The organism is Mycetohabitans endofungorum, assembly GCF_037477895.1.
Lineage (GTDB): Bacteria > Pseudomonadota > Gammaproteobacteria > Burkholderiales > Burkholderiaceae > Mycetohabitans.
In genome coordinates, this window is the sequence record NZ_CP132744.1 from 741,297 (window position 1) to 764,866 (window position 23,570).

The 23,570-nt window shown below is 58.7% G+C and carries 19 protein-coding genes, 1 tRNA gene and 8 pseudogenes; 8 read left to right on the forward strand and 20 right to left on the reverse strand.

Annotation, left to right across the window (positions count from 1 at the left end; genetic code table 11):
* Positions 1 to 107: 107 nt before the first annotated feature.
* The 3 genes and pseudogenes from RA167_RS03395 to RA167_RS03405 form a co-directional block, all read right to left on the reverse strand.
* Positions 108 to 246 (reverse strand): annotated as a pseudogene (locus RA167_RS03395) (IS630 family transposase); the annotation flags it as partial.
* Between the two features lie 380 nt (positions 247 to 626).
* Positions 627 to 1,547 (reverse strand): KfrB domain-containing protein, encoded by a 921-nt coding sequence (locus tag RA167_RS03400; protein WP_076786339.1) that lies wholly within the window; start codon positions 1,545 to 1,547, stop codon positions 627 to 629.
* The gene (locus tag RA167_RS03405; protein ID WP_076795910.1) at positions 1,544 to 1,777 is read right to left on the reverse strand and encodes a hypothetical protein; all 234 of its coding nucleotides are present in this window, start codon (positions 1,775 to 1,777) and stop codon (positions 1,544 to 1,546) included. Before RA167_RS03405 ends, RA167_RS03400 begins: the two co-directional genes overlap by 4 nt.
* Positions 1,778 to 1,858: 81 nt before the next feature.
* Here RA167_RS03405 and RA167_RS03410 point away from each other — a divergent pair.
* A pseudogene (locus RA167_RS03410) lies at positions 1,859 to 2,490 on the forward strand (transposase); the annotation flags it as partial.
* A gap of 292 nt (positions 2,491 to 2,782) precedes the next feature.
* Here the strand turns inward: RA167_RS03410 and RA167_RS03415 are convergent.
* From RA167_RS03415 to RA167_RS03440, 6 genes and pseudogenes are all read right to left on the reverse strand, one after another.
* Positions 2,783 to 2,859: transfer RNA gene (locus RA167_RS03415), tRNA-Met, on the reverse strand.
* Positions 2,860 to 2,982: 123 nt separating this feature from the next.
* On the reverse strand, positions 2,983 to 3,234 hold the full coding sequence (locus tag RA167_RS03420) for a cysteine-rich CWC family protein (protein WP_076786347.1): 252 nt from the start codon (positions 3,232 to 3,234) through the stop codon (positions 2,983 to 2,985).
* An 87-nt stretch (positions 3,235 to 3,321) separates the two neighbouring features.
* Positions 3,322 to 4,532, reverse strand: a protein-coding gene (locus RA167_RS03425) for an IS3 family transposase (protein WP_139337076.1) whose coding sequence is annotated in 2 segments (ribosomal slippage) — positions 3,322 to 4,208 and positions 4,208 to 4,532 — 1,212 coding nt in all. Because the reading frame shifts where the segments join, the coding sequence is not laid out codon by codon here.
* Positions 4,533 to 5,184: 652 nt separating this feature from the next.
* A complete protein-coding gene (locus RA167_RS03430; RefSeq protein WP_076786353.1) occupies positions 5,185 to 6,903 on the reverse strand; it encodes a hypothetical protein in 1,719 nt (572 codons plus the stop codon).
* The gene (locus RA167_RS03435) at positions 6,900 to 7,778 is read right to left on the reverse strand and encodes a hypothetical protein (protein WP_139337077.1); all 879 of its coding nucleotides are present in this window, start codon (positions 7,776 to 7,778) and stop codon (positions 6,900 to 6,902) included. Before RA167_RS03435 ends, RA167_RS03430 begins: the two co-directional genes overlap by 4 nt.
* A 97-nt stretch (positions 7,779 to 7,875) precedes the next feature.
* Positions 7,876 to 8,084: pseudogene (locus RA167_RS03440) on the reverse strand (transposase); the annotation flags it as partial.
* An 884-nt stretch (positions 8,085 to 8,968) separates the two neighbouring features.
* On the opposite strand from RA167_RS03440, the gene RA167_RS03445 reads away from it, so the two are divergent.
* The 4 genes and pseudogenes from RA167_RS03445 to RA167_RS03460 form a co-directional block, all read left to right on the forward strand.
* A complete protein-coding gene (locus RA167_RS03445; RefSeq protein ID WP_076786359.1) occupies positions 8,969 to 9,220 on the forward strand; it encodes a hypothetical protein in 252 nt (83 codons plus the stop codon).
* Positions 9,221 to 9,418: 198 nt separating this feature from the next.
* A pseudogene (locus tag RA167_RS03450) lies at positions 9,419 to 9,676 on the forward strand (IS3 family transposase); the annotation flags it as partial.
* Between the two features lie 44 nt (positions 9,677 to 9,720).
* Positions 9,721 to 9,906, forward strand: a pseudogene (locus RA167_RS03455) (IS3 family transposase); the annotation flags it as partial.
* A 107-nt stretch (positions 9,907 to 10,013) separates the two neighbouring features.
* Positions 10,014 to 10,287, forward strand: a pseudogene (locus RA167_RS03460) (IS3 family transposase); the annotation flags it as partial.
* Positions 10,288 to 10,801: 514 nt separating this feature from the next.
* Here the strand turns inward: RA167_RS03460 and mdtD are convergent.
* The 10 genes from mdtD to upp form a co-directional block, all read right to left on the reverse strand.
* The gene (gene mdtD / locus RA167_RS03465) at positions 10,802 to 12,217 is read right to left on the reverse strand and encodes a multidrug transporter subunit MdtD (protein WP_076786363.1); all 1,416 of its coding nucleotides are present in this window, start codon (positions 12,215 to 12,217) and stop codon (positions 10,802 to 10,804) included.
* Positions 12,218 to 12,873: 656 nt separating this feature from the next.
* A complete protein-coding gene (gene rng / locus RA167_RS03470; RefSeq protein WP_076786367.1) occupies positions 12,874 to 14,343 on the reverse strand; it encodes a ribonuclease G in 1,470 nt (489 codons plus the stop codon).
* A 3-nt stretch (positions 14,344 to 14,346) separates the two neighbouring features.
* Entirely contained in the window at positions 14,347 to 15,060 is a 714-nt protein-coding gene (locus tag RA167_RS03475) for a Maf family protein (protein ID WP_237574337.1), read from the reverse strand.
* 77 nt (positions 15,061 to 15,137) lie between these two features.
* Complete coding sequence (gene rlmH, locus RA167_RS03480; RefSeq protein WP_076787752.1) at positions 15,138 to 15,608, reverse strand: 23S rRNA (pseudouridine(1915)-N(3))-methyltransferase RlmH; 471 nt, start codon at positions 15,606 to 15,608, stop codon at positions 15,138 to 15,140.
* 37 nt (positions 15,609 to 15,645) lie between these two features.
* Complete coding sequence (gene rsfS, locus RA167_RS03485; protein ID WP_076786370.1) at positions 15,646 to 16,041, reverse strand: ribosome silencing factor; 396 nt, start codon at positions 16,039 to 16,041, stop codon at positions 15,646 to 15,648.
* Positions 16,042 to 16,043: 2 nt separating this feature from the next.
* A complete protein-coding gene (locus RA167_RS03490; RefSeq protein WP_076787754.1) occupies positions 16,044 to 16,763 on the reverse strand; it encodes a nicotinate-nucleotide adenylyltransferase in 720 nt (239 codons plus the stop codon).
* 44 nt (positions 16,764 to 16,807) lie between these two features.
* Positions 16,808 to 17,800 carry an oxygen-dependent coproporphyrinogen oxidase gene (gene hemF / locus RA167_RS03495; protein WP_237574336.1) on the reverse strand — a complete coding sequence of 331 codons (993 nt, stop codon included), beginning with the start codon at positions 17,798 to 17,800 and terminating at the stop codon, positions 16,808 to 16,810.
* 6 nt (positions 17,801 to 17,806) lie between these two features.
* Positions 17,807 to 19,081, reverse strand: coding sequence for a phosphoribosylamine--glycine ligase (gene purD, locus RA167_RS03500; protein WP_076786372.1), 1,275 nt, complete (start codon positions 19,079 to 19,081; stop codon positions 17,807 to 17,809).
* Positions 19,082 to 19,125: 44 nt separating this feature from the next.
* On the reverse strand, positions 19,126 to 19,851 hold the full coding sequence (locus RA167_RS03505; protein WP_076786374.1) for a YebC/PmpR family DNA-binding transcriptional regulator: 726 nt from the start codon (positions 19,849 to 19,851) through the stop codon (positions 19,126 to 19,128).
* Between the two features lie 312 nt (positions 19,852 to 20,163).
* On the reverse strand, positions 20,164 to 20,814 hold the full coding sequence (gene upp, locus RA167_RS03510; protein WP_076786379.1) for a uracil phosphoribosyltransferase: 651 nt from the start codon (positions 20,812 to 20,814) through the stop codon (positions 20,164 to 20,166).
* Positions 20,815 to 20,965: 151 nt separating this feature from the next.
* On the opposite strand from upp, the pseudogene RA167_RS03515 reads away from it, so the two are divergent.
* From RA167_RS03515 to RA167_RS03525, 3 genes and pseudogenes are all read left to right on the forward strand, one after another.
* Positions 20,966 to 21,154, forward strand: a pseudogene (locus RA167_RS03515) (SDR family oxidoreductase); the annotation flags it as partial.
* A gap of 51 nt (positions 21,155 to 21,205) precedes the next feature.
* A complete protein-coding gene (locus RA167_RS03520) occupies positions 21,206 to 21,595 on the forward strand; it encodes a methylglyoxal synthase (RefSeq protein WP_076786383.1) in 390 nt (129 codons plus the stop codon).
* A gap of 24 nt (positions 21,596 to 21,619) precedes the next feature.
* Positions 21,620 to 22,018 (forward strand): annotated as a pseudogene (locus RA167_RS03525) (alcohol dehydrogenase catalytic domain-containing protein); the annotation flags it as partial.
* A gap of 58 nt (positions 22,019 to 22,076) precedes the next feature.
* On the opposite strand, the gene RA167_RS03530 reads toward RA167_RS03525, so the two are convergent.
* Positions 22,077 to 23,429, reverse strand: coding sequence for an F-box protein (locus tag RA167_RS03530; RefSeq protein WP_076786385.1), 1,353 nt, complete (start codon positions 23,427 to 23,429; stop codon positions 22,077 to 22,079).
* Positions 23,430 to 23,570: the final 141 nt, after the last annotated feature.

Sequence of the window (23,570 nt, forward strand, 5' to 3'; positions counted from 1 at the left end):
CTCTTCTTTGTAGTCGACACTAAGGCCAACGATGCGAGTTATACGCTCGTCTAGCCACGTTCTTGCGATCTGGCGACCCGCAGTTTCGCCGTGACCCCCTAGTATCGATCGATGCTGTTGGCGCAGGCCAGCACGACGTGCTCGCCATGCTAACGCCTGCGCCGTCTTGCGGCGCATTGTCAGCGCCGTGAGTTGCTCGTGTCCCGCTTCGCTCAACACGAGTTCCGCCTTGGGTCTTGCGCTCATCGCCGCCTCTTTGTATCCGTGGCATGCACTACACGGTACTACAGGTGGCAATTATTCAATAAATTCTTAATTCATGACACTAAGCGGTGTTTGAAATCGATGCCGCACCGGCTAAGGCTGAATTCGAGTTTTCTTCTGTCCGAAGGGCAGACCTAAGCAATAAATTTTTTGCTTATTCCTATCGTGATGCCTAAAATATCCATATCGTGTTAGCCAACAGGATTCGCTTTGAACGTCGCGCTAACATTCAGGAAGCGTTTCTCAAACTCGGCTGCTGCTTGATCTGCTGGAACATCATTTAGCGAGCGCAGTAGCCTTGATGAAACCGTCTCTAAGCGAGACTGGAAGGTTGGATTCGTGGCAGGCCGCCCGATCCAATCCTAACCTTGCTTTGGTGCCCGATGCTGAGCTACTGGCGAAACCACGTCGATGGGCACGATCTTGCCGTGCTCATACCGATAGCTCACGGTCTGCTTTTGGCCGACGACATACACCGTCGTCGCGGCGAGTTGTCGGTCGTGTAACAACAATTCCCCTGAAACGTCTTGCAGCGCGTGATGCTCGGTAACACGTACCACTATGCCGGTGTAATCCTTGCCGTGCACAGCCTCGGCGGCCCGAACAGGCCGGCTATCAGATAGCATGGCCGAGAGCAGTTTGCGCGAAGCGAGCCGCCGCATATACGGATCGGTCAGCTTCCCAGCGACCCACGGCAGGATGGTATCCTCCACTGGGAACTCCACATCTTCGTCTGCCTTCGTGGCGACGATCCGCAAGTTACCGGGCGCTTCCGAGTTATCGAGCACAATCGCTTGGTCGGCGTGCTCGAATGCGGCTGGCAGCAAATCCATCGTCGCAGCGTAGCGACGGCGAATCGCGTCCGGCTCGACGGCATGACCACCATCCGCCACGCGGTTAGCAACGCGGAGCACGTTGATTTCAGGACTTTCCGTCGTGACGAAGAATAGAGAGACGCGGTAGCCAAGCGCCTTCGCCTGCGTCATGAACGCGACCTTCTCAGGTGTGGACATGACCGTTTCGAAGGCAAAGTTGCGCCCCTCGAGCAGCGCCTGGAGACGACGCTGCTCCGCAATCCGAGCAGCCCTAAGGTTACGCTCGCGATAATCGGAGATCTGATCCTGAAGACTGCGGGCAATGTCGTCGGCGTTGATGTACTCTCCCGAGAACTGCTCCGGGTCGCCGACGACTGCCTCTGTAATGGTGGATTTCCTCGAGCCGTTCGGCCCGGCGAAGATGATGACTGCTGGAATGCCTTGTTTTTCTGCGGTCGTGATGGTCATGCGACTTTAAAGGTCTTGCGCTTTACGCTGGACGCTCCAACGCTCACCTTGACGACATCGCCCGACACCTGCGTAGCCGCCTCTTTTGGATCGCGCACGACGTAAACGGGCTGGATGCCCTTTTTTTCAAGGTTATGGGCGGCCTTTTTCACCGCCGCGTTGGCGCGTGCCAAAAACACATCGCTGGCCATATAACGGCCAAGTCTGTCAGTAGGCATGATCCACTCCATTGGACACCTTCTAGTCAACATTATACTCTGTCGTACTAGGGGAAAGTCCCGCATCGGGAAGGGGCGGAGCAGAAGCTGACAATGGTGCGGGAGAGTTTCGAGCCAGGGAAATCGGTCTCGATGGTCGCGCGCCAACACGGCATGAATCCGAACCAGCTATTTCACTGGCGCAAACTGTATCAGGACGGGAGCCTGTCGGCGGTCAAGGCTGGTGAGGAGGTTATACCGGCGTCGGAACTGGCCGACGCACTCAAGCAGGTTCGGGAACTGCAACGACTGCTGGGCAAGAAGACCATGGAGAACGAGATTCTGCGCGAGGCAGTTGAATACGGGCGAGCAAAAAAGTGGATTGCGCGCTCGCCCTGGCTGCCGGAGGACGACCAGTGAAGCAAGTCTGTGAAGTTCTCGGCGTGGCGCGCTCCAATGTGGTGGCGAAACTGTCGCGTCCGGCCCAGTGGCGGAATGGACGCCGGTGGCGACGGATGGACGATAGTGCTTTGGTTGAAGAAATCCGGCTGGTGGTGGCCGAATTGCCCAGCTATGGCTACCGGCGCGTCTGGGGCATCCTGCGGCGTGAACGCTGTGGCGCCGGCCTGGCACCGGTCAACGCCAAGCGTGTGTACCGAGTCATGCGTACGCACGCATTGCTGATGCAACAAAGGCCGCAGCTATCTCGAGCGCAACGTCGCCGAGCCGGTGAGGCGATGCTGGAATAAGGCGCTAATCGAAAATATTTTCAGTTCGCTGAAAAGGTCGCACGCGTGCCGGCCGGCACCTCGCGACGCGGCGTGCCGCAATGGATGAAGTGGTATTGGGTCCACTTTAACAACGCGCGCATCGACTACACTTGACGCGCGGTTACGTCAGCCCCGATGTTCGGGAAGAGTAGGTTCGCAGCTCAACAAGGTGCAGCCGCATCATTCTCTCAGCTAACGGATTCGTCAAACAGATGAGTAAGGTTAAGAAGGCGCAGATTCGGTGCGGAACCGGCCTTTTTGCGAACTTTGGTTGCGGGGGTAGGATTTGAACCTACGACCTTCGGGTTATGAGCCCGACGAGCTGCCAGACTGCTCCACCCCGCGTCTGGAAAGAAAAAGATTATAGCGGGGTCTAACGAGTAGGTCAAATGATTACGGTGACCAACGCGCATGCCACCATGACGACGCTTAAGCCAGTGACCGTAGCAGGACGAGCGCGTGGCCGCCTCAGGAAGCCTCTGAGCCGGTGCAGTCTTGGTTGGGGCAGATCGGGTTCACATGGTCCGCTTCGTCCGGCGCGGTGGCGTCGACCGGCATGCGTGCGAGCTTGTTCACCAAGCAGCTGGAGCACAGGCAGCCCTGCTCGGGATCCAGCGCGCGGGCAGGCAACGGCGGCAAGCTTGCGCACCAGCAGGGGCGGCTGGGATTGTCCGCCCCGCAATCAAATGCTTTGCCGCAGTACGAGCACCGTTGTCCCATTTCCCACCATTCATTTCATTGACACTTGGCCTGGAGCCGTTCAAGCAGTTCGCGGGTGGAGTTGACCCCGTAGTCCCGGACACGACCTCACACTACGGTTGATGAATCCACGGTGCGTCGAAACTCGCGCGCTGAGCGATATTTCAGCGCGTTATGGGGATGCTTCTCGTTGTAATGCTCAAAGGCCATGGCGAGATTGAGCACGGTCGTCGCCGCATCCGATTTTGGCATAAAGGCTACGTAATCGCGCTTCATCGTCTTCACGAAGCTCTCAGCCATGCCGTTACTCTGTGGACTGCACACCGGCGTCGTCTGCGGCTTCAGACCGATTTCGGTTGCGAAGCGGCGCGTTTCGTCGGCCGTATAACCGGAGCCGTTATCGCTCAGCCACTCGATTTCCGAGGGTGCTTGTAGCGCATTGTCAAAGCGGTTTTCGACGGCCGCCAGCATCACATCACGCACCGCGTCGCCACTATAGCCAGCCGTCGTCGCCACCCAGCTTATCGCTTCGCGCTCGCAGCAATCCAGCGTGAACGTCACGCGCAGCGCCTCGCCATTGTCGCAACGGAACTCAAAGCCGTCTGAACACCAGCGTTGGTTGCTGCGTTCGACTGCGACCTTGCCATCGTGGCGACGTTGCACTCGAGGTGGCTGCGGCCTTCGTTGCATCAGCAATGCGTGCGTACGCATGACTCGGTACACGCGCTTGGCGTTGACCGGTGCCAGGCCGGCTCCACTGCATTCACGGCGCAGGACGCCCCAGACGTGCCGGTAGCCATAGCTGGGCAACTCGGCCACCACCAGCCGGATTTTCTCGACCAAAGCACCATCGTCCATCCGTCGCCACCGGCGTCCATCCCGCCACTGTGCCGGACGAGACAGTTTCGTCACCACATTGAAGCGCGCCACGCCGAGAACTTCGCAGACCTGCTTCACTGGTCGTCCTCCGGCAGCCAGGGCGAGCGCGCAATCCACTTTTTTGCTCGCCCGTATTCAACTGCCTCGCGCACAATCTCGTTCTCCATGGTCTTCTTGCCCAGCAGTCGTTGCAGTTCCCGAACCTGCTTAAGTGCGTCGGCCAGTTCCGACGCCGGTACAACTTCCTCGCCAGCCTTGACCGCCGACAGGCTCCCGTCCTGATACAGTTTGCGCCAGTGAAATAGCAGGTTCGGATTCACGCCGTGTTGGCGCGCGACCATCGAGACCGATTTCCCTGGCTCGAAGCTCTCCTGCACCATTGTCAGCTTCTGCTGTGCCGACCAGCGTCGCCGCCGCTCAGGGCCCCTCAACACTTCCATCACTTCCTGCCTGGTGTTAGTCACAAACACAGTCTTATGCCTATCCGCTAGTTTAAGTGGCTAACCGTGTCCGGTGATTCACGGGGCTGCTCCAATCTATGACCAGTACAACTATTATGACGAGCGCGGTGCTTGAGTTGTGGGCCATCTACCCGCGTCTCCGGATGCACGACGAGAAATGGAATGTGACGCCGTTTAGACAGATGGCGTAATGGTTTGTCGCGTCTAGCTCGATGGGACGAAGGCCGGCGGCCTTACCCGGTTGGCGTGGTTCTCAAATAGGGCGTTGCTAAAGGGCTGGCAATGAACGCTTACAAATATTATTGCATCGCAACGTCAACTGAGTCTTATCGGTTAGTTGGTTTCGGGAACGATTTCGTCAGGCCAGGGTGGGCTCGGTCTTCGGGGCTTCGGTGGTGATGGTAACACTACTGGGAACAGTGCGGGAAACGTTGATAGAGGCAAAGGTGCGGCAGGCTCTGGCGGTGTTACGGGTGTGTCTGCATCCGCTGTTGTCGGTGGTGCCGGGGGCGTCGGTATGGCAGCCGCCCCAAGGAGCTATTGCTATCGAGATCCCATCCGATGTGTTTTGAGACGTTGAATATTCGTTTGATGGGACCTCCTTTTAAGCCCCAGCGACATGAAGTGATTTCTACGCAGAATTCTGGCGAAGGCGGTCCATCACATCTTTGATGGACCACTTGCCACGCACGAGGCGAACAGCGGCACGCATGGGCCTAGTAATCCTCCATGAAGTTGATCGCCTTACTGACTCAAGATAGTTGCGAAGATGCTCTACTTCATTGCGCAAAGTATCCGCATCAGCCGAGTAGTTTTGATTCGTGATCTGCATGGCCTGTGTCGCGAGGGATATAAGCGGCGTTGGTTCGTGCGCGTTGGTGATGTGCGACACCATTTCCGACATTGAACGATCCCAGTTACTACGATCTTCGAGTGTGATTGTCTGCCCGGATTCCCGTATCGATATACCCACGAAGAGTTTGTTGCATACGACGGGAAGATAATCCTTGCTCAACAGTGTGTAGAGGATCGTCATGTAGTCTTCGTAGTAGGTAACAGTGTGATATACCTGCGAGGGGATGCGCTCCAACGCTTCGCGCGTGAATAACACGCCGCAAAATGGTGTGTGGTTTTGACCGGATAACGAAGCAACGAAGCGCGACCCATCGAAGTATCTCCCGGGGCTGGAAGCAAAGCGTGGTACATCATCGATCGTTCCGGCAGGGAATGCGCGTTCATTAAAATGTTCGCAATCGATGAATAGGATGCTTCGTTTCGGCATCACATTGATTGTGAGCGCGAGTCGTTCAGCTTCGTTCGGCAGTACCCAATCATCGTCGTCAATAAACCAGAACAGATCTGCATCAATGTTGTCGGCGACGAACTTAACGAGCTTGTACCTTGTGTCCCCGGCATCCTCATATCGGGTGCGCACAACGGTAGAATTGCGGACGAACGATGGCACATCCCCATTTGTATCCGTTACGAGATAACTTTTAAATTCCGTCGCATCGCCGGCCGCAGCGATAAAAGAGTTAATGGTGTCCAGACACCGCTCGAGTAATGCCTGCCTTTGGAACTGCGTACGAGTAACGATCGCAACTTTCTTCGATGTGTGCCCCGAAGCAGCGTTACGCAGGCTGTCTAGTTCGACGTCGATGCCGGAAGAAAATTGGAATAGCGGACTTGACAAGCCGACTCGAATGTTGCCATTCAACGTCTTAAGTTGGCGGTTTCGAATTCGTCCTGTGAGGTATGCGTGGAATGCCTGCGCATCTTTCGCACGATCAAATTCTTGCTTGTTGCCTTTGCTACCGTGCCAACAGGTAAGTTGAGGTGCAACGAGAACGGCTAGTCCGGCGCTGATAGTCTCAATGCTCAGGATGATGTCGTAAAGCTGAAAGCCGTCGAACGATGGAACTTTGACGCCGCGCTCGCGCATCTTTTTGATGTTGAGCAACATGACATTCCCGTCGATATTCATCGCCGGAAGGATATGTCCGGTCAAATTCGGGCCACCATGCGGATCTGCAATGTAACGCACCACGTCATTGGCTGTATATCCCACTTTTGTAGGAAGCAGTCCGGCGTTGCCTGCAAGTCCCCAGTTTGGCCATTCGCTATCGAGTTGGATAACTAGGTTACGGACTTTTTGATCGAAGTCTGAGCACAGATATACGTCGTCGTGAACGACGCACACGAAGTCTTCGATGGATTCCGAGATAATGCGATTCAGAAGTTCAAAGTACGACCGTTGGCCGGTCTCGACTATAATCGCGCTCTGGAAGCTCGTATGGCTTGCGGTAAATGTGGCGCCAGCCTTTTCTGATCTGGCAACGACGTGGATCATATCGGCCTCAAGCGATGGAATTGATTCAGTCCAAGCACCTTGACGTGTTTGTGCTTTCGACCCGCGTAGGTTGGTTTAACAACGGACTGGAAGCGCGTTTCGTATTCGTGAATTGCTAGGGAGGCAAGCTCGCGATCGCCAAAGTTCTTGAGCATGCCAATGGCCCGTTTTTCTCCATCGTTGCCGAAAAACTTCTTCATCAGAATGATGAAGTTGCGAAGGCTTAGATAGTGCTCCGGCGAAATGATGTCGCCGCGATAGAACCGGCCACCCGAGAAGTGGGCCACCGTTGAAGCGGGCTCATAGAGAACAGAATATCCGTTCAGCCACGCCTGCCATGAAATGTCGACATCTTCCATGTACAAGAAGTAGGTTTCGTCCAATCCGCCGACTGACCGGTAGAAGCCCGCGTCGATAAGTGAGAATGCGCCACTTGCCCATGGCGTCTCAAGCGACAGCGGGTCGTATTCCTTGGGATGCTCGAATGGCCATTGCCGTCCTTCGACGATGCCAATCCGAGGGGCACAGGCCTTGCGCCAGATAAGCAGATCGATGCTTCCTGCATTGACTATGCAGTCTGGATTAACGATGACGAAGTGATCCTGCAAATCATTTGCACGGAATAAAGTGTTATGATTCTCCGAAAAACCAGTCTTCTCCGTTGAGTTGTTCCGGATGTCTACAACGTCTATGCCAAACCGCTTCCCTGATGCGACGCGACGCGTGCTCTGCGGATCATAATTAATCGTCATTAACTTAACATGAAGTGACGTTGACCGCGACAGAGACGGAATTAAACACTCTTCGATGTGTTCTACGTGCGCAGCACTATATACGCACTGTACGGTGACAGTTTCCACGATGCCCTTGTTCAAGCTGCCTGCTATCAAATTTTTAGAGATGGGATTCTATACGATCCGGCCTGACACGGAGGTGTCAGGAACTTTGTGTGCTGAAGTCGGTTAAAAAATCTTAGGTCATGGCGCTGGTGAACCGCTCGTCGAACACAATGGCGAACTGATGGCGGTTTGCCGCCAAGTGATAAGTGGTATCTTCCAATTCTTTTCGATGTTGCGCAAGGCCAAATACAGTAGTTTGCTGGCGGCTTCGTCGCTTGAGAAGTGGCCGCGGTTCTTTACGATCTTGCGCAGCTGCATGTGCATGATTTCGATGGCGTTGGTAACTGGCGTGATATGAACCGATACCCTGCGTGTTCCCACCGCGCAGTTTTAGGCGTATGGTACGACCATTCGGGACAGGAGCCTCGGGGAGCACTTCGGGTGGGCAGGCCGCTCGTATGCGATGAGCCGCGAGCTCGTGTTAGTCATTAGCCGCTCCTGCGACCCGTCCGGTTGCGCTATGAGCGCGAATCCGTAGTTGTCGTGCTGTCCCACCGGCTCCAGATGTGTTTTCCATGGAGAACGTTTATGTGCTTCATTGGTTTAGACGTGTCGCGATCGGTCGCCGGGATCGCGTATTTGGAAGACGGCGTCGTGCGTGCCGGCGGCCGTGCCGGACCGCGCCGCGATGAACGCGAGAGATTTGCTGCCCAGCTTAGAGCTGACGATCACGTTGTGCTTGAAGCGACTGGCAATACTACGGCGATCGAATCGAATACGCTGCACGCGGCAACAACGTCACGAGCGAAACAACAGCAGTACAGGCGTCGGTAAGCGAGGCTTGCGCACTACGAATCGGTTATGCACCATCATCGAAGCGGGATAGCAATACGCGCGATTGCACGCGTCACGGCATTGGATCGGCGCACGGTCCGCTACTGGATTCATGCCGGCGAGTTTCCCGAACGGACGCAGCGCCCGCCAGCGACCAGCACGCTGGTCTCTATCGAGCCTATCTTGCTCAGCCCTGGCGTGAAGGCTGTCAAAATGCGGTAAGGTTATATCCGGAGATCGCGGCTCAGGGATTCGGCGGTTGCGGCATCGTGCGCCAAGCCCTTCAGCCTTGGTGACAAGTCTGTGCGTCCACGCAGCAGCAACGCACATATGTGCCGCGAGCGGTGCTTTCCTCTCGCCGCGTAGGCTGTTGGTTACTGGGCCGAGACACGGTGTCGCTCACCGACGACGACAAGCAGCACATCGAGCGCTTTGTTCAACAACTCGGCGAGCGAAATCCCCAGATTGTAGCGGTCCGGCTGCTGTCGCTCGAGTTCACCGACATGGTTAAGCGCCGCACACATGATGCGTTGGCAAGCTGGCTGCGCCAGATGCAGGCTAGCGGTGTACCGGAAACGCGGCGATTCTCGGCAGTTATCGGCCAAGACTACGACGCAGTACATGCAGCACTGCTAACGCCCTAGAGTAACGGCATCGTCGAAGGCCATATCAATCGGCTCAAATTCCTCAAGTGCCAAATGTATGGCTGCGCCGGCTTTCCGCTGCTTCATACTCGCGTGTTGAATCGATGCTGATCCACAGTACAAACTTCACACAAAGTGTAGAAGAACCATTTTCAACGTGCTGCTGACAATACTGTGTTTGGACCGCGCAAGTCAGTACAGTACGTCAGCGCCGAGTATCACGCGTTGCTGGCGCGTCATCGCATCGTCTGCAGCATGAGTTGCAAGGGCAACTGTTGGGACAATTCGATTATGGAACGCTTCTGGCAACGCCAGTATGCTAACCACGACGAGGCACTGCGTGACATCAGCCAGTACATCGTCAGCTTCTACAACTGCGCGCGGTGGCATTCAACATTGGACTATCTGTCACCCGCTGCCTTCGAGGCGAAATTGGCAAAGAAAGAAACTATCTGACTGTCTGAAGTTAGTTGACCACGGCAATCCGTCAGCGCAAGGGAAAAACCCGAATCGTGCTTGAACTAAGGCAACAATATCCGCTCGCTGGCTTACTCAAGGCCACGGGTCTTGCTCGCAGCACCTTCTATTATCAGCGCAAGGCGCTGCAGATGGCGGATAAATATGCGAGCTTGAAGAAGGCCAGGATTGGCTTGATTTTCGACCAGCACAAAGGTCGGTATGGGTACTCGCATCGATTACCGCCGAAGAGCTTGCCCCACTCATTGCCGAGCACGACGCGTTGTGCGGCGAGCTGTGTGTGACGAAGGTCGAGCGCGACTTGCTCAAGGAGCAGTTAAAGGCATATGGTATATGTTCGTCGCTGAGCCGGCGAGGCGATTGCTGAGATAATGCGCAACCGAAAGTTTTTGCAGTTCGCTGAAGGTCACACGCGTACATGGCCGGCACTTCGCGACGCGGCGTGCTGCAATGAAGAAGTGACCCACTGCTCCCACTTTAACAACGCGCATCGACTACACTCGATGCGCAGTTACGTCAGTCCCATGACATCCGGGAAGAATGGGTTCGCGGCTCAGCAACGTGCAGCTGCATCACTTCTTCAGCTCTAACATTCTTTAAATAGGGTCAAGGCTATTAAAATACAGGTTCGGTGCGGAACTGGGCTTTTTGCGGCTCTTGGTCGCCGAAGTAGGATTTAAAACTACGATCTTTAGATTACGAGTCCGACGAGCTGCCAAACTGCCCCACCCAGCTTCTATAAATAAAAATTACAACGGGGGCCGCCGACCAGTAAAATAGTTATAGCGATCAACGTCTCATGCTGCTGTTTTAATGTTTGTGCCCTTGGCTGTTCCTATGCAGTCCGCGCCCGGCTGGACGGGTTCGCGCGGGCGTCTATCCTGTCCAACCGGCCGTGTTGCCTCTTGATCTCCTCAGCAATGATCCAAGCTTCGCTCTTTAGAGCGTCGCCGGTATGCTTGCCCTGCGCCAGCCTGAGGAGTGGGCAGAGGTGCCGGAGCATCGGGGCGATGAGCCGTTCGAAGAATGACGCGTCGTGACGTTGGACGATGCCTTTCCTGAAGGACTGAAGGAGAAAAGTTTGTGGCGCTTGGTATCCGTTTTTTAAGGCGCCCTTTTATTCTTTGAGCAACACGGCGCCGCATTGACTGTTCTATTAGGCCTAAGCCGCCAAAATATGTAGGCTGAACCTGCGGTGATAAGTCCGAAGCAAATAAAAGTAACCTTAAAGACGGGCAATAAGCTATCGTTTTCCTGCATGGTGAGCAGTGACTGAAAAAGGTCCAATAAAATACTCGCGACAGTTACACCTAGGCTCATCGCGAGCATTTGAACGGTCGCAAATAGACCATTTCCACTGCTGGCGCCTCTGCCAACTAAGTCCTTAAGTGTGGCCGCACTCATTGCGGTCGCCTGTATTGAATAAAACCCACCAAAAGCAGCCAACTGGACTACACGAAGCCAAACCGGTTGCTCTGGCGAAACCAATGAAAAACTCGCGATTATGCTGGCTATCAGCAAGCTATTACCAACCAGGATACGACGATAACCATAGTTTTTGATGAGCGGGTTAACAAACCGCTTGGCTCCCATGGCAGCCAAAGCCATAGACAGCATCATCAAGCCGGCCTCATAAGGGGCGTAACCAAGGCCTAGTTGTAACAGCAACGGAATCATATAAGGTAGCGCATCTCCGCCCATACGTGTCAGCCCGTTGCCGAGCAGACCTATGCGGTAGGTGCGTACCGTGAACAGGCTAAAAGAAAAAAGCGGATGATCCGTATGCGCCGCATGTCGACCATAGGCAATCAATGTCACCGAGCTGATTCCCAGCAATACCAAAACGACGGCAAAGGACAGATGGTGGTTCGCCAAGCCATTGAGCGCTAATGAAAACGTCAGCACGCATGCTGCAAACAGCATATAGCCATTTAGGTCAAAGCGCTGTGCCGGTAGCTTGTTATTTGGGATGGCTATCTGAGCGGCTATGAGGACCGTCATGCCAATCGGCACATTAACCCAGAAAATCCATCGCCAGGAAGCAAGTGATACGATCCAGCCACCGAACGCTGGTCCCAGAGCTGAACCAAGAAGCCCGGGTATCGCCACAAAGCCCAATGCATGCAAGTACTGGCTTGGAGGATGCGTTCTTAGAATGGCCAGTCGTCCAGCGGGCAGCAATATGCCGCCGCCCAAGCCTTGAACGACCCGTGCCATCACCAATTCGTCCAAGGTGCGTGAGATGGCACAACCGATTGAGCCTACTGTAAAAAGGGCAACAGCTATGAGAAATATACACCGTGTACCTAGACGATCCGCCAGCCAGCCGGAAGCTGGGATGACCATAACCATCGCCAACGAGTAAGCGAGTACGACCGGTTGCATATGCAATGGATGTCTGCCAAGATTGTTCGCTATCTCCGGAAGGGCAGTATTCAGCACAGTAGAATCAAGGGTCTGCATAAAGAACCCGATTCCCACAATCCACAGTAGTACAGTCAATGCTTTTTCACTTTGCATGCGGTTTTATTGTGCAACAAGGTTTTAAAAACACGAGGCCGCTCTATCCCTATTGTCTCTATCCTGTGGTTTATGCTGCATGGCAGGAGAAGGTATGCAGGACCGGTTGTTTATCAAGCGTACTCTCAGGGTGAACAAATAGTCTACATGATTTGCTTTTTTTGGTACATAGTAATGTTCTTGCCACGCGGACGATCTCTATAAATGCTATGGAAAATATGCATAACTCATCAAATGGAGGGCGTGCGAGGATGTTGATTAATGGTTGCTTTCGACAGTAAAATATACTTTATCAATGGGAGATAAGCAGGATGACTTATTTCCATAACGAATGGCACTGCATTGCAGCCGTGCGAGCTATGTCGTTATTATGCGCTGCTGCCGAAACTTGGCTTGCAGCAGTTCGCGTATGAAGCCGCCCTAAAGGAAGAAGCAATCTTCAGATTGCCTAGGCAGATGTGTGCGGAGGAGTCCCTGGCGCCGGTCGCGCGGCGATTCGAGGGCAGGCAAAGCGTAAGCGTGATAGCCCGCAGACTGGCCGTCTCGGAGCGAACGCTGGGCAACTGGGTAAGGGCGATCAGGTCAATGAATTGAATGGTTCCGACGCCAAGACCGTCCCGCCGGAGTAGAAGGCGCATTCGCGCCGACGGGTCACCCTACATCAACACGATGTCGTACTGTTCCTGGCTCAGATTGGACTCGACCTGCAGCGACACGGGTTTGCCGATGAAGTCGCACAGCATCGCCAGATGCTGCGATTCTTCTTCGAGGAATAGGTCGATCACCTGCTGCGCGGCAACGACGCGAAACTCGCGGGGATTGAACTGCCTGGACTCGCGCAGGATTTCCCGAAGGATGTCGTAGCATACCGTGCGCGCCGTCTTGACTTGTCCCTTGCCTTGGCATACCGGGCAGGGTTCGCACAGCAGATGCGCAAGCGATTCGCGCGTGCGCTTGCGGGTCATCTCGACCAGACCGAGCTGCGAGAAGCCGTTGACGGTGACGCGTGTGCGGTCTCGGCTGAGTGCCTTTTTCAACTCGCCAAGCACCGCATCGCGATGCTCGCCATTCTCCATGTCAATGAAGTCGATGATAATGATGCCGCCGAGATTGCGCAGCCGCAATTGCCGAGCAATTGTATGGGCGGCCTCGAGATTGGTCTTGAAGATCGTGTCGTCGAAGTTACGCGCGCCGACGTAGCCCCCCGTGTTGACGTCGATTGTCGTCATCGCTTCGGTCTGGTCGATCATCAGGTAGCCACCGGACTTCAAGTCGACGCGGCGGGACAACGCGCGCAGGATCTCGGTTTCGATGTTGTACAGATCGAATAACGGGCGCTCACCGGTATAGTGATGCAGCTTAGCGGCGACAGCCGGCGTGAATTCATTGGCGAATTCGACGAGCATCTGCGATGTCTCGCGGGAATCGACCTGGATCCGTGTCGTCTCGTCGTTGACGAAGTCGCGCAATACGCGCTGCGCTAGGTTCAGGTCCTGGTACAGCAGTGTCGTCGGCGGCATCCGCGTCGCCTGCGCTTGGATCGTGGCCCATGTCTTGCGCAGGTAAGCAACGTCGTTGGACAGCGCCTCACTGGACGCATCCTCGGCGATCGTGCGCACAATATAACCGCCTTTTTCGTCGGCCGGCAGCACCGACGTTAGCCGGGCACGGACCGCTTCGCGTTCCGCCTCGCTTTCGATCTTCTGCGAGATGCCAATGTGCGGCTCCTGTGGCAAATAGACAAGCGTTCGCCCGGCAATGCTGATCTGCGTGGACAGGCGTGCGCCCTTGGTGCCGATCGGGTCCTTGACCACCTGGACCATCAACGTTTGCCCTTCGAAGACGATTTTCTCGATCGGTTGCTGCGGCGCACTGACCGCCGCATCCGACGCGAGCCGGGGGTGCCAGATGTCGGCCACGTGCAAGAACGCGGCGCGCTCGAGCCCGATGTCGATGAATGCCGATTGCATGCCGGGCAGCACGCGCACGACCTTGCCGAGATAGATATTGCCGACGCGACCGCGCGACAACGTTCTCTCGACATGAAGCTCCTGTACCGCGCCTTGCTGGACGATCGCGACGCGGGTTTCCTGTGGGGTGACGTTGATCAGGATTTCTTCGTTCATGATTTATTGGAACGCCACACGGGCCGCGCGTAGTAGCGCGGCAGTCTCGAAAAGGGGCAAGCCCATGATACCTGAATAGGACCCGTCGATCCGCTCGACGAACTCGGCCGCGCGGCCTTGGATACCGTAGGCGCCTGCCTTGCCGAGGGGCTCGCCGCTACGCGCGTAGCGCGCCAGCGATGCGTCGCCCACCGCGGCAAACCACACGCGTGACACGGACAGTGCGCTGGTGACAGTGGCATCAGCGCCGACCAGTGCGACGGCGGTCAATACCCGATGTTCGCGGCCGGCTAAGCGCTTGAGCATCTGCAACGCGTGATCGACGTCGCTCGGCTTGCCGAGGATTTCGTCATCGAGCGCCACAGTGGTGTCGGCCACGAGAATCGGCGCCGGCGTTGCATCGCGTTGTCGGGCCAGCAGTCGGTTCCGGCGTGCACCAGCGGCCGTTGCCTTGGCCAGCGTCACGCGTACAACGTAGTCCTGGGGAGATTCGCCCGGCCGTTCGGCTTCCAGTGCCTCGGCATCTTCGTGCTCTTGTGCGAGCAGCAATTCGAAGCGCACGCCGATCTGCTCCAGCAGCGCCCGACGACGGGGGCTTTGCGACGCAAGATAAATAAACGAATGGCGCGGCGTGACAGGGCAGGCACTGTTTGCGCCGGATGCCTTGTGTGTCAACGGGCTGGACGCCGCCGGATCGAGCGATGATGGAGTGGACATGGTTACCTGGACGAGAAGGGCCGTGCCGCTCGCCGGCGGCCCGGGTGGTTGGCAAGCGGACACGTCAGACGTTACCGCTACGTCCGATGATAAGGATGATTTTGCGTGATGCTCCACGCGCGGTAAAGCTGCTCCGCCAGCAGCACGCGGACCATGGCGTGGGGCAGCGTCAGGCTGGAGAGTCGCAGCAGTAGATCGGCCTGTGCCTTGATAGCCGGATCCAACCCGTCCGCGCCGCCGATGACGAAGGCCACATCGCGGCCGTCCTGCTGCCAACGCGGCAGTTGCTGTGCCAGCTGCATCGTGGTCCAGTCAAGGCCATGTTCGTCCAACGCAATGAGTCGCGCGCCCTTGGGCAGCGCCGCCTCGATGCGCGTACGCTCGGCCGCCATCGCGCTTGCTGCGGCGCGTGCCGATGCCCGTTGTTCCGGCTTGATCTCGCGCAATTCAATGCGCAGTTCGGGCGGCATGCGCTTCGCGTATTCGTCAAAGCCGCGCGCAACCCAGTCCGGCATTCGGTGTCCGACTGCGACAATATGGAGCTTCATGCCAATGGCTTGGGCGCGGCTGCCGCCGCCATACATGTCACGTCGCCAGGCCCGGCGCGACTGGGCCGCTGTCTTGCGTGCCGGCCTGGCCGCCGAGCTTCACGCGCACCGGCTTGTCTCCCCAGATTTCCTCGAGTCGATAGTATTGACGCAGCGCGGGCTGCATAATGTGCACGACCGCGTCGCCGCAGTCGACCAGCACCCATTCGCCGGTGTCCTCGCCTTCGGTGCTGACGATGTCACCGCCGCTCGCTTTGACCTTTTCGCGCACACTGTTGGCCAATGCCTTGGTTTGCCGGTTCGAGGTGCCGCTTGCAACGACCACGCGGTCGAATAGTTCGGTCAGGTGACTGGTGTTAAAGACGCGGATGTCCTGCGCCTTGACGTCCTCGAGTGCGTCGATGATAACGCGTTGCAATTTGCGGATATCCATGTTTATGTCTGATACAGATGATGTTGACGGATGTACTGCCAGACCGCGTCCGGCACGCTGGCGACTGCCTCAAGGCGGCCACACGCTCGTTCACGTAGCAACCGCCGCACGTTCGTGGCCGAGACGTCCAGCGACAGCGTGGTATCGAGCAGGACATGGCCGTGGGTCGTCGCACGCAGTGTGTCGGCCGACGCGCTGCGGCGCTCGATTTCGTCAAGCACCGTGGCATCCGCCTGCGATAGGTCGAATCCGGGACGCGTCGCGACACCGACATGGGCGAATTCGAATAATCGGCGCCAGTTTTTCCACGTATGCAGGCGGACCAGTTGGTCGGCCCCGATCAATAGCGTCAACGACGCCGCCGCGCCGTGGCGCGCACGCCATGCGGCCAGCGTCTCAGTCGTGTACGTCGGGCCGGGATGATCGATTTCATCGGTCGCGACGCTCACCCGCGTGGCGGGTAGCATCAGCGACGCCGCCGCCAGGCGAGTCATCGCGAGCCGATGCCGCGCGCACGATACGTCGCTTTTTTGCCACGGTTGCCCCGCTGGCAGCAGCACGAGTTCGCTCAACCCAAGCGATTCGGCAAACCGGCGCGCGAGCGCTAGGTGGCCGACGTGGATCGGGTCGAACGTGCCGCCCAGGATGCCGATCCGTGTAGGCAGAAGGGGCGCGGCGGGCGTGTCAATGGCGTCCGGCGATGATGGGTTCGGCGAACTCAGGTCTGCGTCCTTAAGCAATGCGATCGGGTGGCGGCCGCCGCGCTTCAGATCCAGTCGCGCACGACCAGGAAATCGCGATACAGCTGGGCCTCAGGCGAGCCGGCGTCCGGATGCCAATCGTAGCGCCATTTCGCTACCGGGGGCATCGACATCATAATGGACTCGGTCCGCCCGCCACTTTGCAGGCCGAACAGCGTGCCGCGGTCGAAGACGAGATTGAACTCGACGTAGCGGCCGCGCCGGTAGGCCTGGAAATCCCGTTCGCGCTCACCATAAGGCATCACGCGCCGCCGCTCGATGATCGGCAGATAGGCGGCGAGCAGGCCGTCTCCGACGTTGCGCGTCATCTCGAAGCCGCGCGCAAAGCCTAACTCCGCTATGTCATCGTAAAAAATGCCGCCAATGCCGCGTGGCTCTCCACGGTGCTTCAAGTAGAAATACTCGTCGCACCACCGCTTGAAGCGCGGATACCACTCGTCGCCGAACGGAGCCAGTGCGTCGCGGCACGTCAAATGGAAATGCCGCGCGTCCTCCTCGAACCCGTAGTACGGCGTCAGGTCCATGCCGCCACCGTACCAGAACACCGGCGCTTCGTCCGGGTGGGTCGTGACGAACAGCCGCACATTCATGTGCACGGTCGGGCAATAGGGATTGCGCGGATGGAGCACCAGCGACACCCCCATCGCCTCGAAGCTGCGCCCGGCCAGTTGCGGGCGGGCGGCACTGGCCGACGGAGGCAATGCGGCGCCGCTTACGTGCGAGAAACCGACCACGCCGCGCTCGAAGCATTCGCCGTCCTCGATCACGCGCGAGCAGCCGTCTCCTTGGAGCTTGTCACTCGGTTCACGGCGCCACGTATGCGTGTCGAATGGCTTGCCGTCGAGTTGGCCCAACGTATCGGCGATATGGCGCTGCAGCGCGAGCAAATAGTTGCGCACCGGTGCCAGATCGCCGAGCCCGGCGGCTGTGCCGCGCGCTGGCGCGCTGGCCGAAGCCGGAACGGAGGACGGGGTGGCTGGGTCGAACGGACGGCTCATTGCGGATCAGTGCTTGCGGTTCAGGGCGCGGTGACCAATGTCGCGGCGATACTGCATGCCATCGAATTGAATATGATGGATTGTCTCATAGGCGATCGACTGTGCCTCGCGCACCGAGTCGGCCAACCCAACCACGCACAGCACGCGTCCGCCCGAGGTGACCAGCTTGCCGTCGACTAGCGCGGTGCCCGCGTGGAATGTGACGGCCGTTTCGGTCTGCGCCGGAATGCCATCGATGCGGTCCCCTTTGCGCGTCGCGTCAGGATACTGGTGCGCTGCGAGCACGACACCCAGCGCCGTGCGCCGATCCCATTCGAGTTCGACCGTGTCGAGCATGCCGGCGAGCGCATGCTCGACGACACGGGCGAAGTCGCCCTTGAGCCGCGCCATGATCGGCTGCGTCTCCGGGTCGCCCATCCGGCAATTGAACTCGAGTGTCTTCGGGTTACCCTGTGCGTCGATCATTAACCCAGCATACAGGAAGCCGGTATAGCGCAGGCCCTCGTGCTCCATGCCGCGCACGGTTGGCAGGATGATCTCGCGCATCACGCGCGCATGCAATTGCGGCGTGACGATCGGTGCCGGTGAGTAGGCTCCCATGCCGCCGGTGTTTGGACCTTGGTCACCGTCGAGCAACCGCTTGTGGTCCTGGCTCGACGCCAGCGCGAGCACGTGCTTGCCGTCGACCATCACGATGAAGCTGGCTTCTTCGCCTTGCAGGTATTCCTCGATGACCACGCGCGCGCCCGCGTCGCCGAGTTTGTTGTCGGCGAGCATCATCTCGATCGCGCGGTGCGCTTCATCCAGCGTTTGCGCCACCACTACGCCTTTACCGGCCGCGAGTCCATCCGCCTTGATCACGATTGGTGCGCCCTTTGCCTCGGCGTACGCGTGCGCCGCCGCCGCGTCGGAGAACGTCTCGTATTCGGCGGTCGGAATGCCGTGGCGCTTCATGAACGCCTTAGCGAAATCCTTCGAGCTTTCAAGCTGCGCCGCCTCGCGAGTCGGCCCGAAGATCTTCAGGCCGCGCGAGCGGAACAGGTTGACGATGCCTGCCGCGAGTGGTGCTTCGGGCCCGACCACGGTGAATGCGACCTGCTCGCGCTCGGCGAAGTCGGCCAATGCGTGCAGGTCGGTGATATCGACGTTGTGCAGGCGCTCCTGCAGCGCCGTGCCACCATTGCCCGGCGCCACGTAGACCGCGGTGACGCGCGGCGATTGGGCGAGCTTCCACCCGAGTGCGTGTTCGCGACCGCCGGAGCCGACGACCAATACCTTCATGGATATCCTCGAAAAAGCCAAAAAATCTTCTGCGCGAGCCGTGACTAGTCGGCGATGACCGCGTTCGTGTAAACCTCCTGCACATCGTCGAGGTTTTCCAGCGCATCGAGCAGCTTTTGCATCTTGACTGCATCGTCGCCCGTGAACTCCACCTCGGTTTGTGGTTTCATCGTGACCTCGGCGAGTTCTGCCTTGAAGCCTGCGGCCTCGAGCGCGGCTTTGACCTGTGCGAAATCGTTCGGCGAGCACACTACCTCGATGCTGCCGTCGTCATTGGTCGTCACGTCGTCGGCGCCGGCCTCAAGCGCCGCCTCCATCAGTTTGTCCTCTGGCGTGCCAGGCGCGAACAGGAACTGACCGACATGGGCGAACAGGAATGCGACTGAGCCGTCGGTGCCTAGATTGCCGCCGTGCTTGGAGAACGCGTGGCGCACTTCGGCGACGGTGCGCGTGCGGTTGTCGGTCATCGTGTCGACGATGATCGCTGCACCGCCGATGCCGTACCCCTCGTAGCGGATTTCCTCGTAATTCGCGCCTTCGACGCCACCTACGCCGCGCTGGATCGCGCGATTAACATTGTCCTTTGGCATGTTGGCGTCCGTTGCCTTGTCGATCGCCAGCCGCAGGCGCGGGTTCGATCCGGCATCGCTGCCGCCCAGTCGCGCCGCCACGGTGATTTCCTTAATCAACCGCGTCCAGACCTTGCCGCGCTTGGCATCTGCCGCGGCTTTCTTATGCTTGATGTTGGCCCATTTCGAGTGACCAGCCATGATGGTTTCTCCGACCGCGCACGCAACGCGCGCATCATTCATTCCAATATCGATGTGTCGTGGCGAAGTCCCTGGCGCGCGGCGCCATCGGGACGACAGCGTACGTCGCGCGCCCTGCTGTCCGCCGTGCGCGCGTCGCGTTCGCGCGCAAAGGGCGACGCGGCAAGGGCGTTCGACGGAAAGGCGCAATTTTAGCATGCCGGCTACGCCTACAAGCCGTGCGGCCGCAATGTGGCTTCCGACCCCATGCCGTGATCTGCTTCCCCGCCCGCTCCTCGGCCCTCTCCGGCCTAGGCCGTGCGGTGCCGGTCCCTAATTCTTGGTGCCGAACAGCCGGTCGCCCGCGTCGCCTAGGCCCGGCACGATGTACGCGTGCTCGTCCAAGTGTGAGTCCAGCGCTGCGACATACAATTTCACGTCGGGGTGCACGTGCGTGAATACCTGCACTCCTTCAGGAGCCGCAACGAGGGAGAGGAACAGGATATTGGCGCCCCGCACGCCACGGCGCTTCAGCACGTCGACCGCGTACACCGCCGAATAGCCGGTCGCCACCATTGGGTCGCACAGGATGAACGTGCGCTCCTCCAGGTCGGGCAGCCGCACCAGGTATTCGACCGGACGATGATCGTCTGCTCGGTATACGCCGATATGGCCAACGCGTGCCGACGGAATCAACTCCAGCAGCCCATCGGACATGCCCACGCCGGCGCGCAGCACCGGCACGATCGCCAGCTTGCGCCCGGCGATCACCGGTGCGTCGATTTCGACCAGCGGCGTGGCGATGCGGCGCGTGGTCAGCGGCAGATCGCGGGTGATCTCATAGCCCATCAGCAGCGTGATTTCCCGCAGCAGCTCGCGGAAGGTGCGCGTGGAGGTATCCCGGTCGCGCATGTGCGAGAGCTTGTGCTGAATTAGCGGGTGATTGAGGATGAAGAGGTTCGGGAATCGGCTGTCTTGTTTCATGGCGGCGGGAGGGTGGCGTGGCGCGGACGGCGGCGAAGCATCATACCGATTCAGTTTACCCAAATATTGGCGCCAATCCCAAGGTGATTGTCAATGCGGTGGTGCGTGTCAACGCGATACAGCCGATTCCAATACAATCAGCGCTTGGCATACGCTCGACGCGCAGGGCATCGACCCGGCCGCATTCCGGAGCCAGTGGGAGAGGGCGATACCGACCGGCCGCTTCGGCGACAGCGCGGAGTTCAGCGCGGCCTGCGCCTTTCTATGCGGCGCGCACGCGTCGTATATCACCGGCCAGAACCTGCTAATCGACGGCGGCGCGTACCCTGGCACGTTCTAACGCGTACGCATCGCCGATCCCGTTCGAAGCATCCACCGGAGGACAGCGCCCATGACCACCCGTATCGCGTTGATCGCGCACGATCACAAGAAAGACGACATCGTCACGCTGTGCGGCGAATATGTGCACGTGCTCAGTCGCTGCGAGCTTGTGGCAACGGGCACGACCGGCTCACGCATCGCGCACCGGCATGGCTTGCCGGTGCAGTGCAAGCTGTCGGGCCCGCATGGGGGCGACCTGCAGATCGGCGCGGAGCTGGCCGAAGGTCGCATCGACATGGTGATTTTCCTGCGCGACCCGATGACGCCGCAGCCGCATGAGCCGGATATCAACGCGCTCGTGCGCGCATGCGACGTGCACAACGTGCCGTGCGCGACAAACATGTCCACGGCGCGGATGATCCTTGAGCGGCTCGTGCAGCGGCTGGATGCGCCGGCCTGAATCGATTTGCCACCAGGAGCCACGATGACTAAAGCCATTCGTTTTGAGCGCACCGGCGGACCGCAGGTGCTGCAGTGGGTTGACGTCGACGTGCCGGTACCCGGCGTGGGCGAGATCCGCGTGCGCCACCACGCAGTCGGCCTGAACTTCATCGATGTATATTTTCGCACCGGCCTGTACCCGCAGCCGCTGCCCGCGGGCCTGGGCATGGAGGCCGCTGGTGAAGTGGTCGACGTCGGCCCCGGCGTCACCGATTTCGCGCCGGGTGAACGTATCGCCTATGCGGCGCGCCCGCCTGGCGCCTATGCGCAGGAGCGTGTGATCGCCGCCTCCAGCGTGGTCAAGCTGCCGCAGTCGATCTCGTACGAGCAAGGGGCCGCCATGATGCTGCAAGGCATGACGGCGCAGTACCTGCTTCGGCGCGTTGTGCGACGCGGCCGATGCACATCGGGATCTGGAGGGCCGGCGCACGACCGGCTCATCAATCTTGCTGCCCTAGCGCCATATCGGCATTGTCACCGGCGTCGATGAGGCGTGCGATCGCGGCGTGTGCCGCACTGCGTTCATCGGCGCGCAGGAACGCAATCTGGTCGAGCGCATGCTGGATGACATCCTCCTCTCGCTCGCTCGTGTTGAGCGGTAGCAGCATGATTGCCTTGTGCCAGGCCGCCGCTCGCGTGTCGACGTGCAACGCCGGGACGCTTTCCAGCAGCGTCTGCGCGGCGAAAGCAGAGTACTGCGACGGCCAGCGCTCGATCATCGCGTACAGGGAGTACAACTGTGCCGGCTGCAGTTCCGCCGGAAACATCGGCAATGCCCGGAGCAGCCCGAGCCACGCTTCGGCCATCGCCGGTTGCGGTAGCGACATCGCGATCTGTCGAATCTGCCCATATTCCGTGATACTTGTCTGACGGCCCAACGCAGGCAGGGCGACACACAGTGCCGCCACCGCCTTGCCCTGGTCGGACGGTGGAAGGTCCAACAGCGCTTGCCGCAACGTGCGGTACCATTGCGTGGCTTGATGTAGCGTCGCTGCATCGCGTACATTGAATCCGTACACGAATGCCGGCAACTGGACCGCGAGCGCACTGATCAGCGTCGTCCGCTCGGCCGTGTCAAGCTGCGGGATCCATGCAACGAGTTCATCGTATCGCTGGATGAACCGTTCGCGCGGCAGTACGTGCAATTGTGATGCGAGGGCGGACCCATAGTGCGACGGTCTCGGATGGCGCTGCCACACATGCGCGTGACAGAATTCGTACGCGTTGGCGCGAACGCTTGGATCGAGGTATTTCAACGTGGTAACCACGGCCCTACTGACGACCGCATAACTTGCGGTAGGCAGTCCCGCGGCAGCGGTGAATACCGATTCGAAGGCTGCTGCTTGCTCGCGCTTGGGAAACCTTTGGCGCAGCAGTTGCGCCAACAGTGTCAAAATTGGGGTGACGCGCAGCCCAGGTCGCTCGACGATATCATGCTCGAGCTGTGCCACTAGCGCTTGTACGTCAGCGGCGCTGACTACGGTTTTGGCTTGGTCGGCATGGCGCTTGGATAGGGCCTGCTCGCGCAATACGGCATGGGTGCGCCGCTCGACCATCGACAGGTGGCAAAGGTCGCGGGTGTCCAGATACCGGCCGATTTGGATGATCAACTCGTCGGGCAAGTCGCAATAGGTGGCGGCTCGCGTACCTGCTACACCCACGCGGGGCTGCAAGTGTGCATGAATCAGTGACGCCGGCCCGGGTTCGTGCATCGGTTGATGCTGTCGTTCCTCTCGTGTCACGGATAAAGCGGCTTCAAGGGCTGCAACCGAAACGTTTGCATCGGTGTCCATTTATCTCTCCTAGTACCGGGCAGTCGCGATGGGCTCGCGGGGGCCGTCTATAAACGGTGAGCCTTGATTCAACCGCAACGGCCGCCGTGTGTGTCTGTGGCCGTTGATAAGCAGACAGGACTTGGCGGATGAGATGAGCAT

Bases quoted from the DNA above. Each gene is read 5' to 3' on its own strand.
- RA167_RS03400 (WP_076786339.1), bottom strand. From the start codon at position 1,547: ATGACCATCACGACCGCAGAAAAACAAGGCATTCCAGCAGTCATCATC.
- RA167_RS03405 (WP_076795910.1), bottom strand. From the start codon at position 1,777: ATGGAGTGGATCATGCCTACTGACAGACTTGGCCGTTATATGGCCAGC.
- RA167_RS03420 (WP_076786347.1), bottom strand. From the start codon at position 3,234: ATGGGACAACGGTGCTCGTACTGCGGCAAAGCATTTGATTGCGGGGCG.
- RA167_RS03430 (WP_076786353.1), bottom strand. From the start codon at position 6,903: ATGATCCACGTCGTTGCCAGATCAGAAAAGGCTGGCGCCACATTTACC.
- mdtD (WP_076786363.1), bottom strand. From the start codon at position 12,217: ATGCAAAGTGAAAAAGCATTGACTGTACTACTGTGGATTGTGGGAATC.
- rng (WP_076786367.1), bottom strand. From the start codon at position 14,343: ATGAACGAAGAAATCCTGATCAACGTCACCCCACAGGAAACCCGCGTC.
- RA167_RS03475 (WP_237574337.1), bottom strand. From the start codon at position 15,060: ATGTCCACTCCATCATCGCTCGATCCGGCGGCGTCCAGCCCGTTGACA.
- rlmH (WP_076787752.1), bottom strand. From the start codon at position 15,608: ATGAAGCTCCATATTGTCGCAGTCGGACACCGAATGCCGGACTGGGTT.
- rsfS (WP_076786370.1), bottom strand. From the start codon at position 16,041: ATGGATATCCGCAAATTGCAACGCGTTATCATCGACGCACTCGAGGAC.
- hemF (WP_237574336.1), bottom strand. From the start codon at position 17,800: ATGAGCCGTCCGTTCGACCCAGCCACCCCGTCCTCCGTTCCGGCTTCG.
- purD (WP_076786372.1), bottom strand. From the start codon at position 19,081: ATGAAGGTATTGGTCGTCGGCTCCGGCGGTCGCGAACACGCACTCGGG.
- RA167_RS03505 (WP_076786374.1), bottom strand. From the start codon at position 19,851: ATGGCTGGTCACTCGAAATGGGCCAACATCAAGCATAAGAAAGCCGCG.
- upp (WP_076786379.1), bottom strand. From the start codon at position 20,814: ATGAAACAAGACAGCCGATTCCCGAACCTCTTCATCCTCAATCACCCG.
- RA167_RS03520 (WP_076786383.1), top strand. From the start codon at position 21,206: ATGACCACCCGTATCGCGTTGATCGCGCACGATCACAAGAAAGACGAC.
- RA167_RS03530 (WP_076786385.1), bottom strand. From the start codon at position 23,429: ATGGACACCGATGCAAACGTTTCGGTTGCAGCCCTTGAAGCCGCTTTA.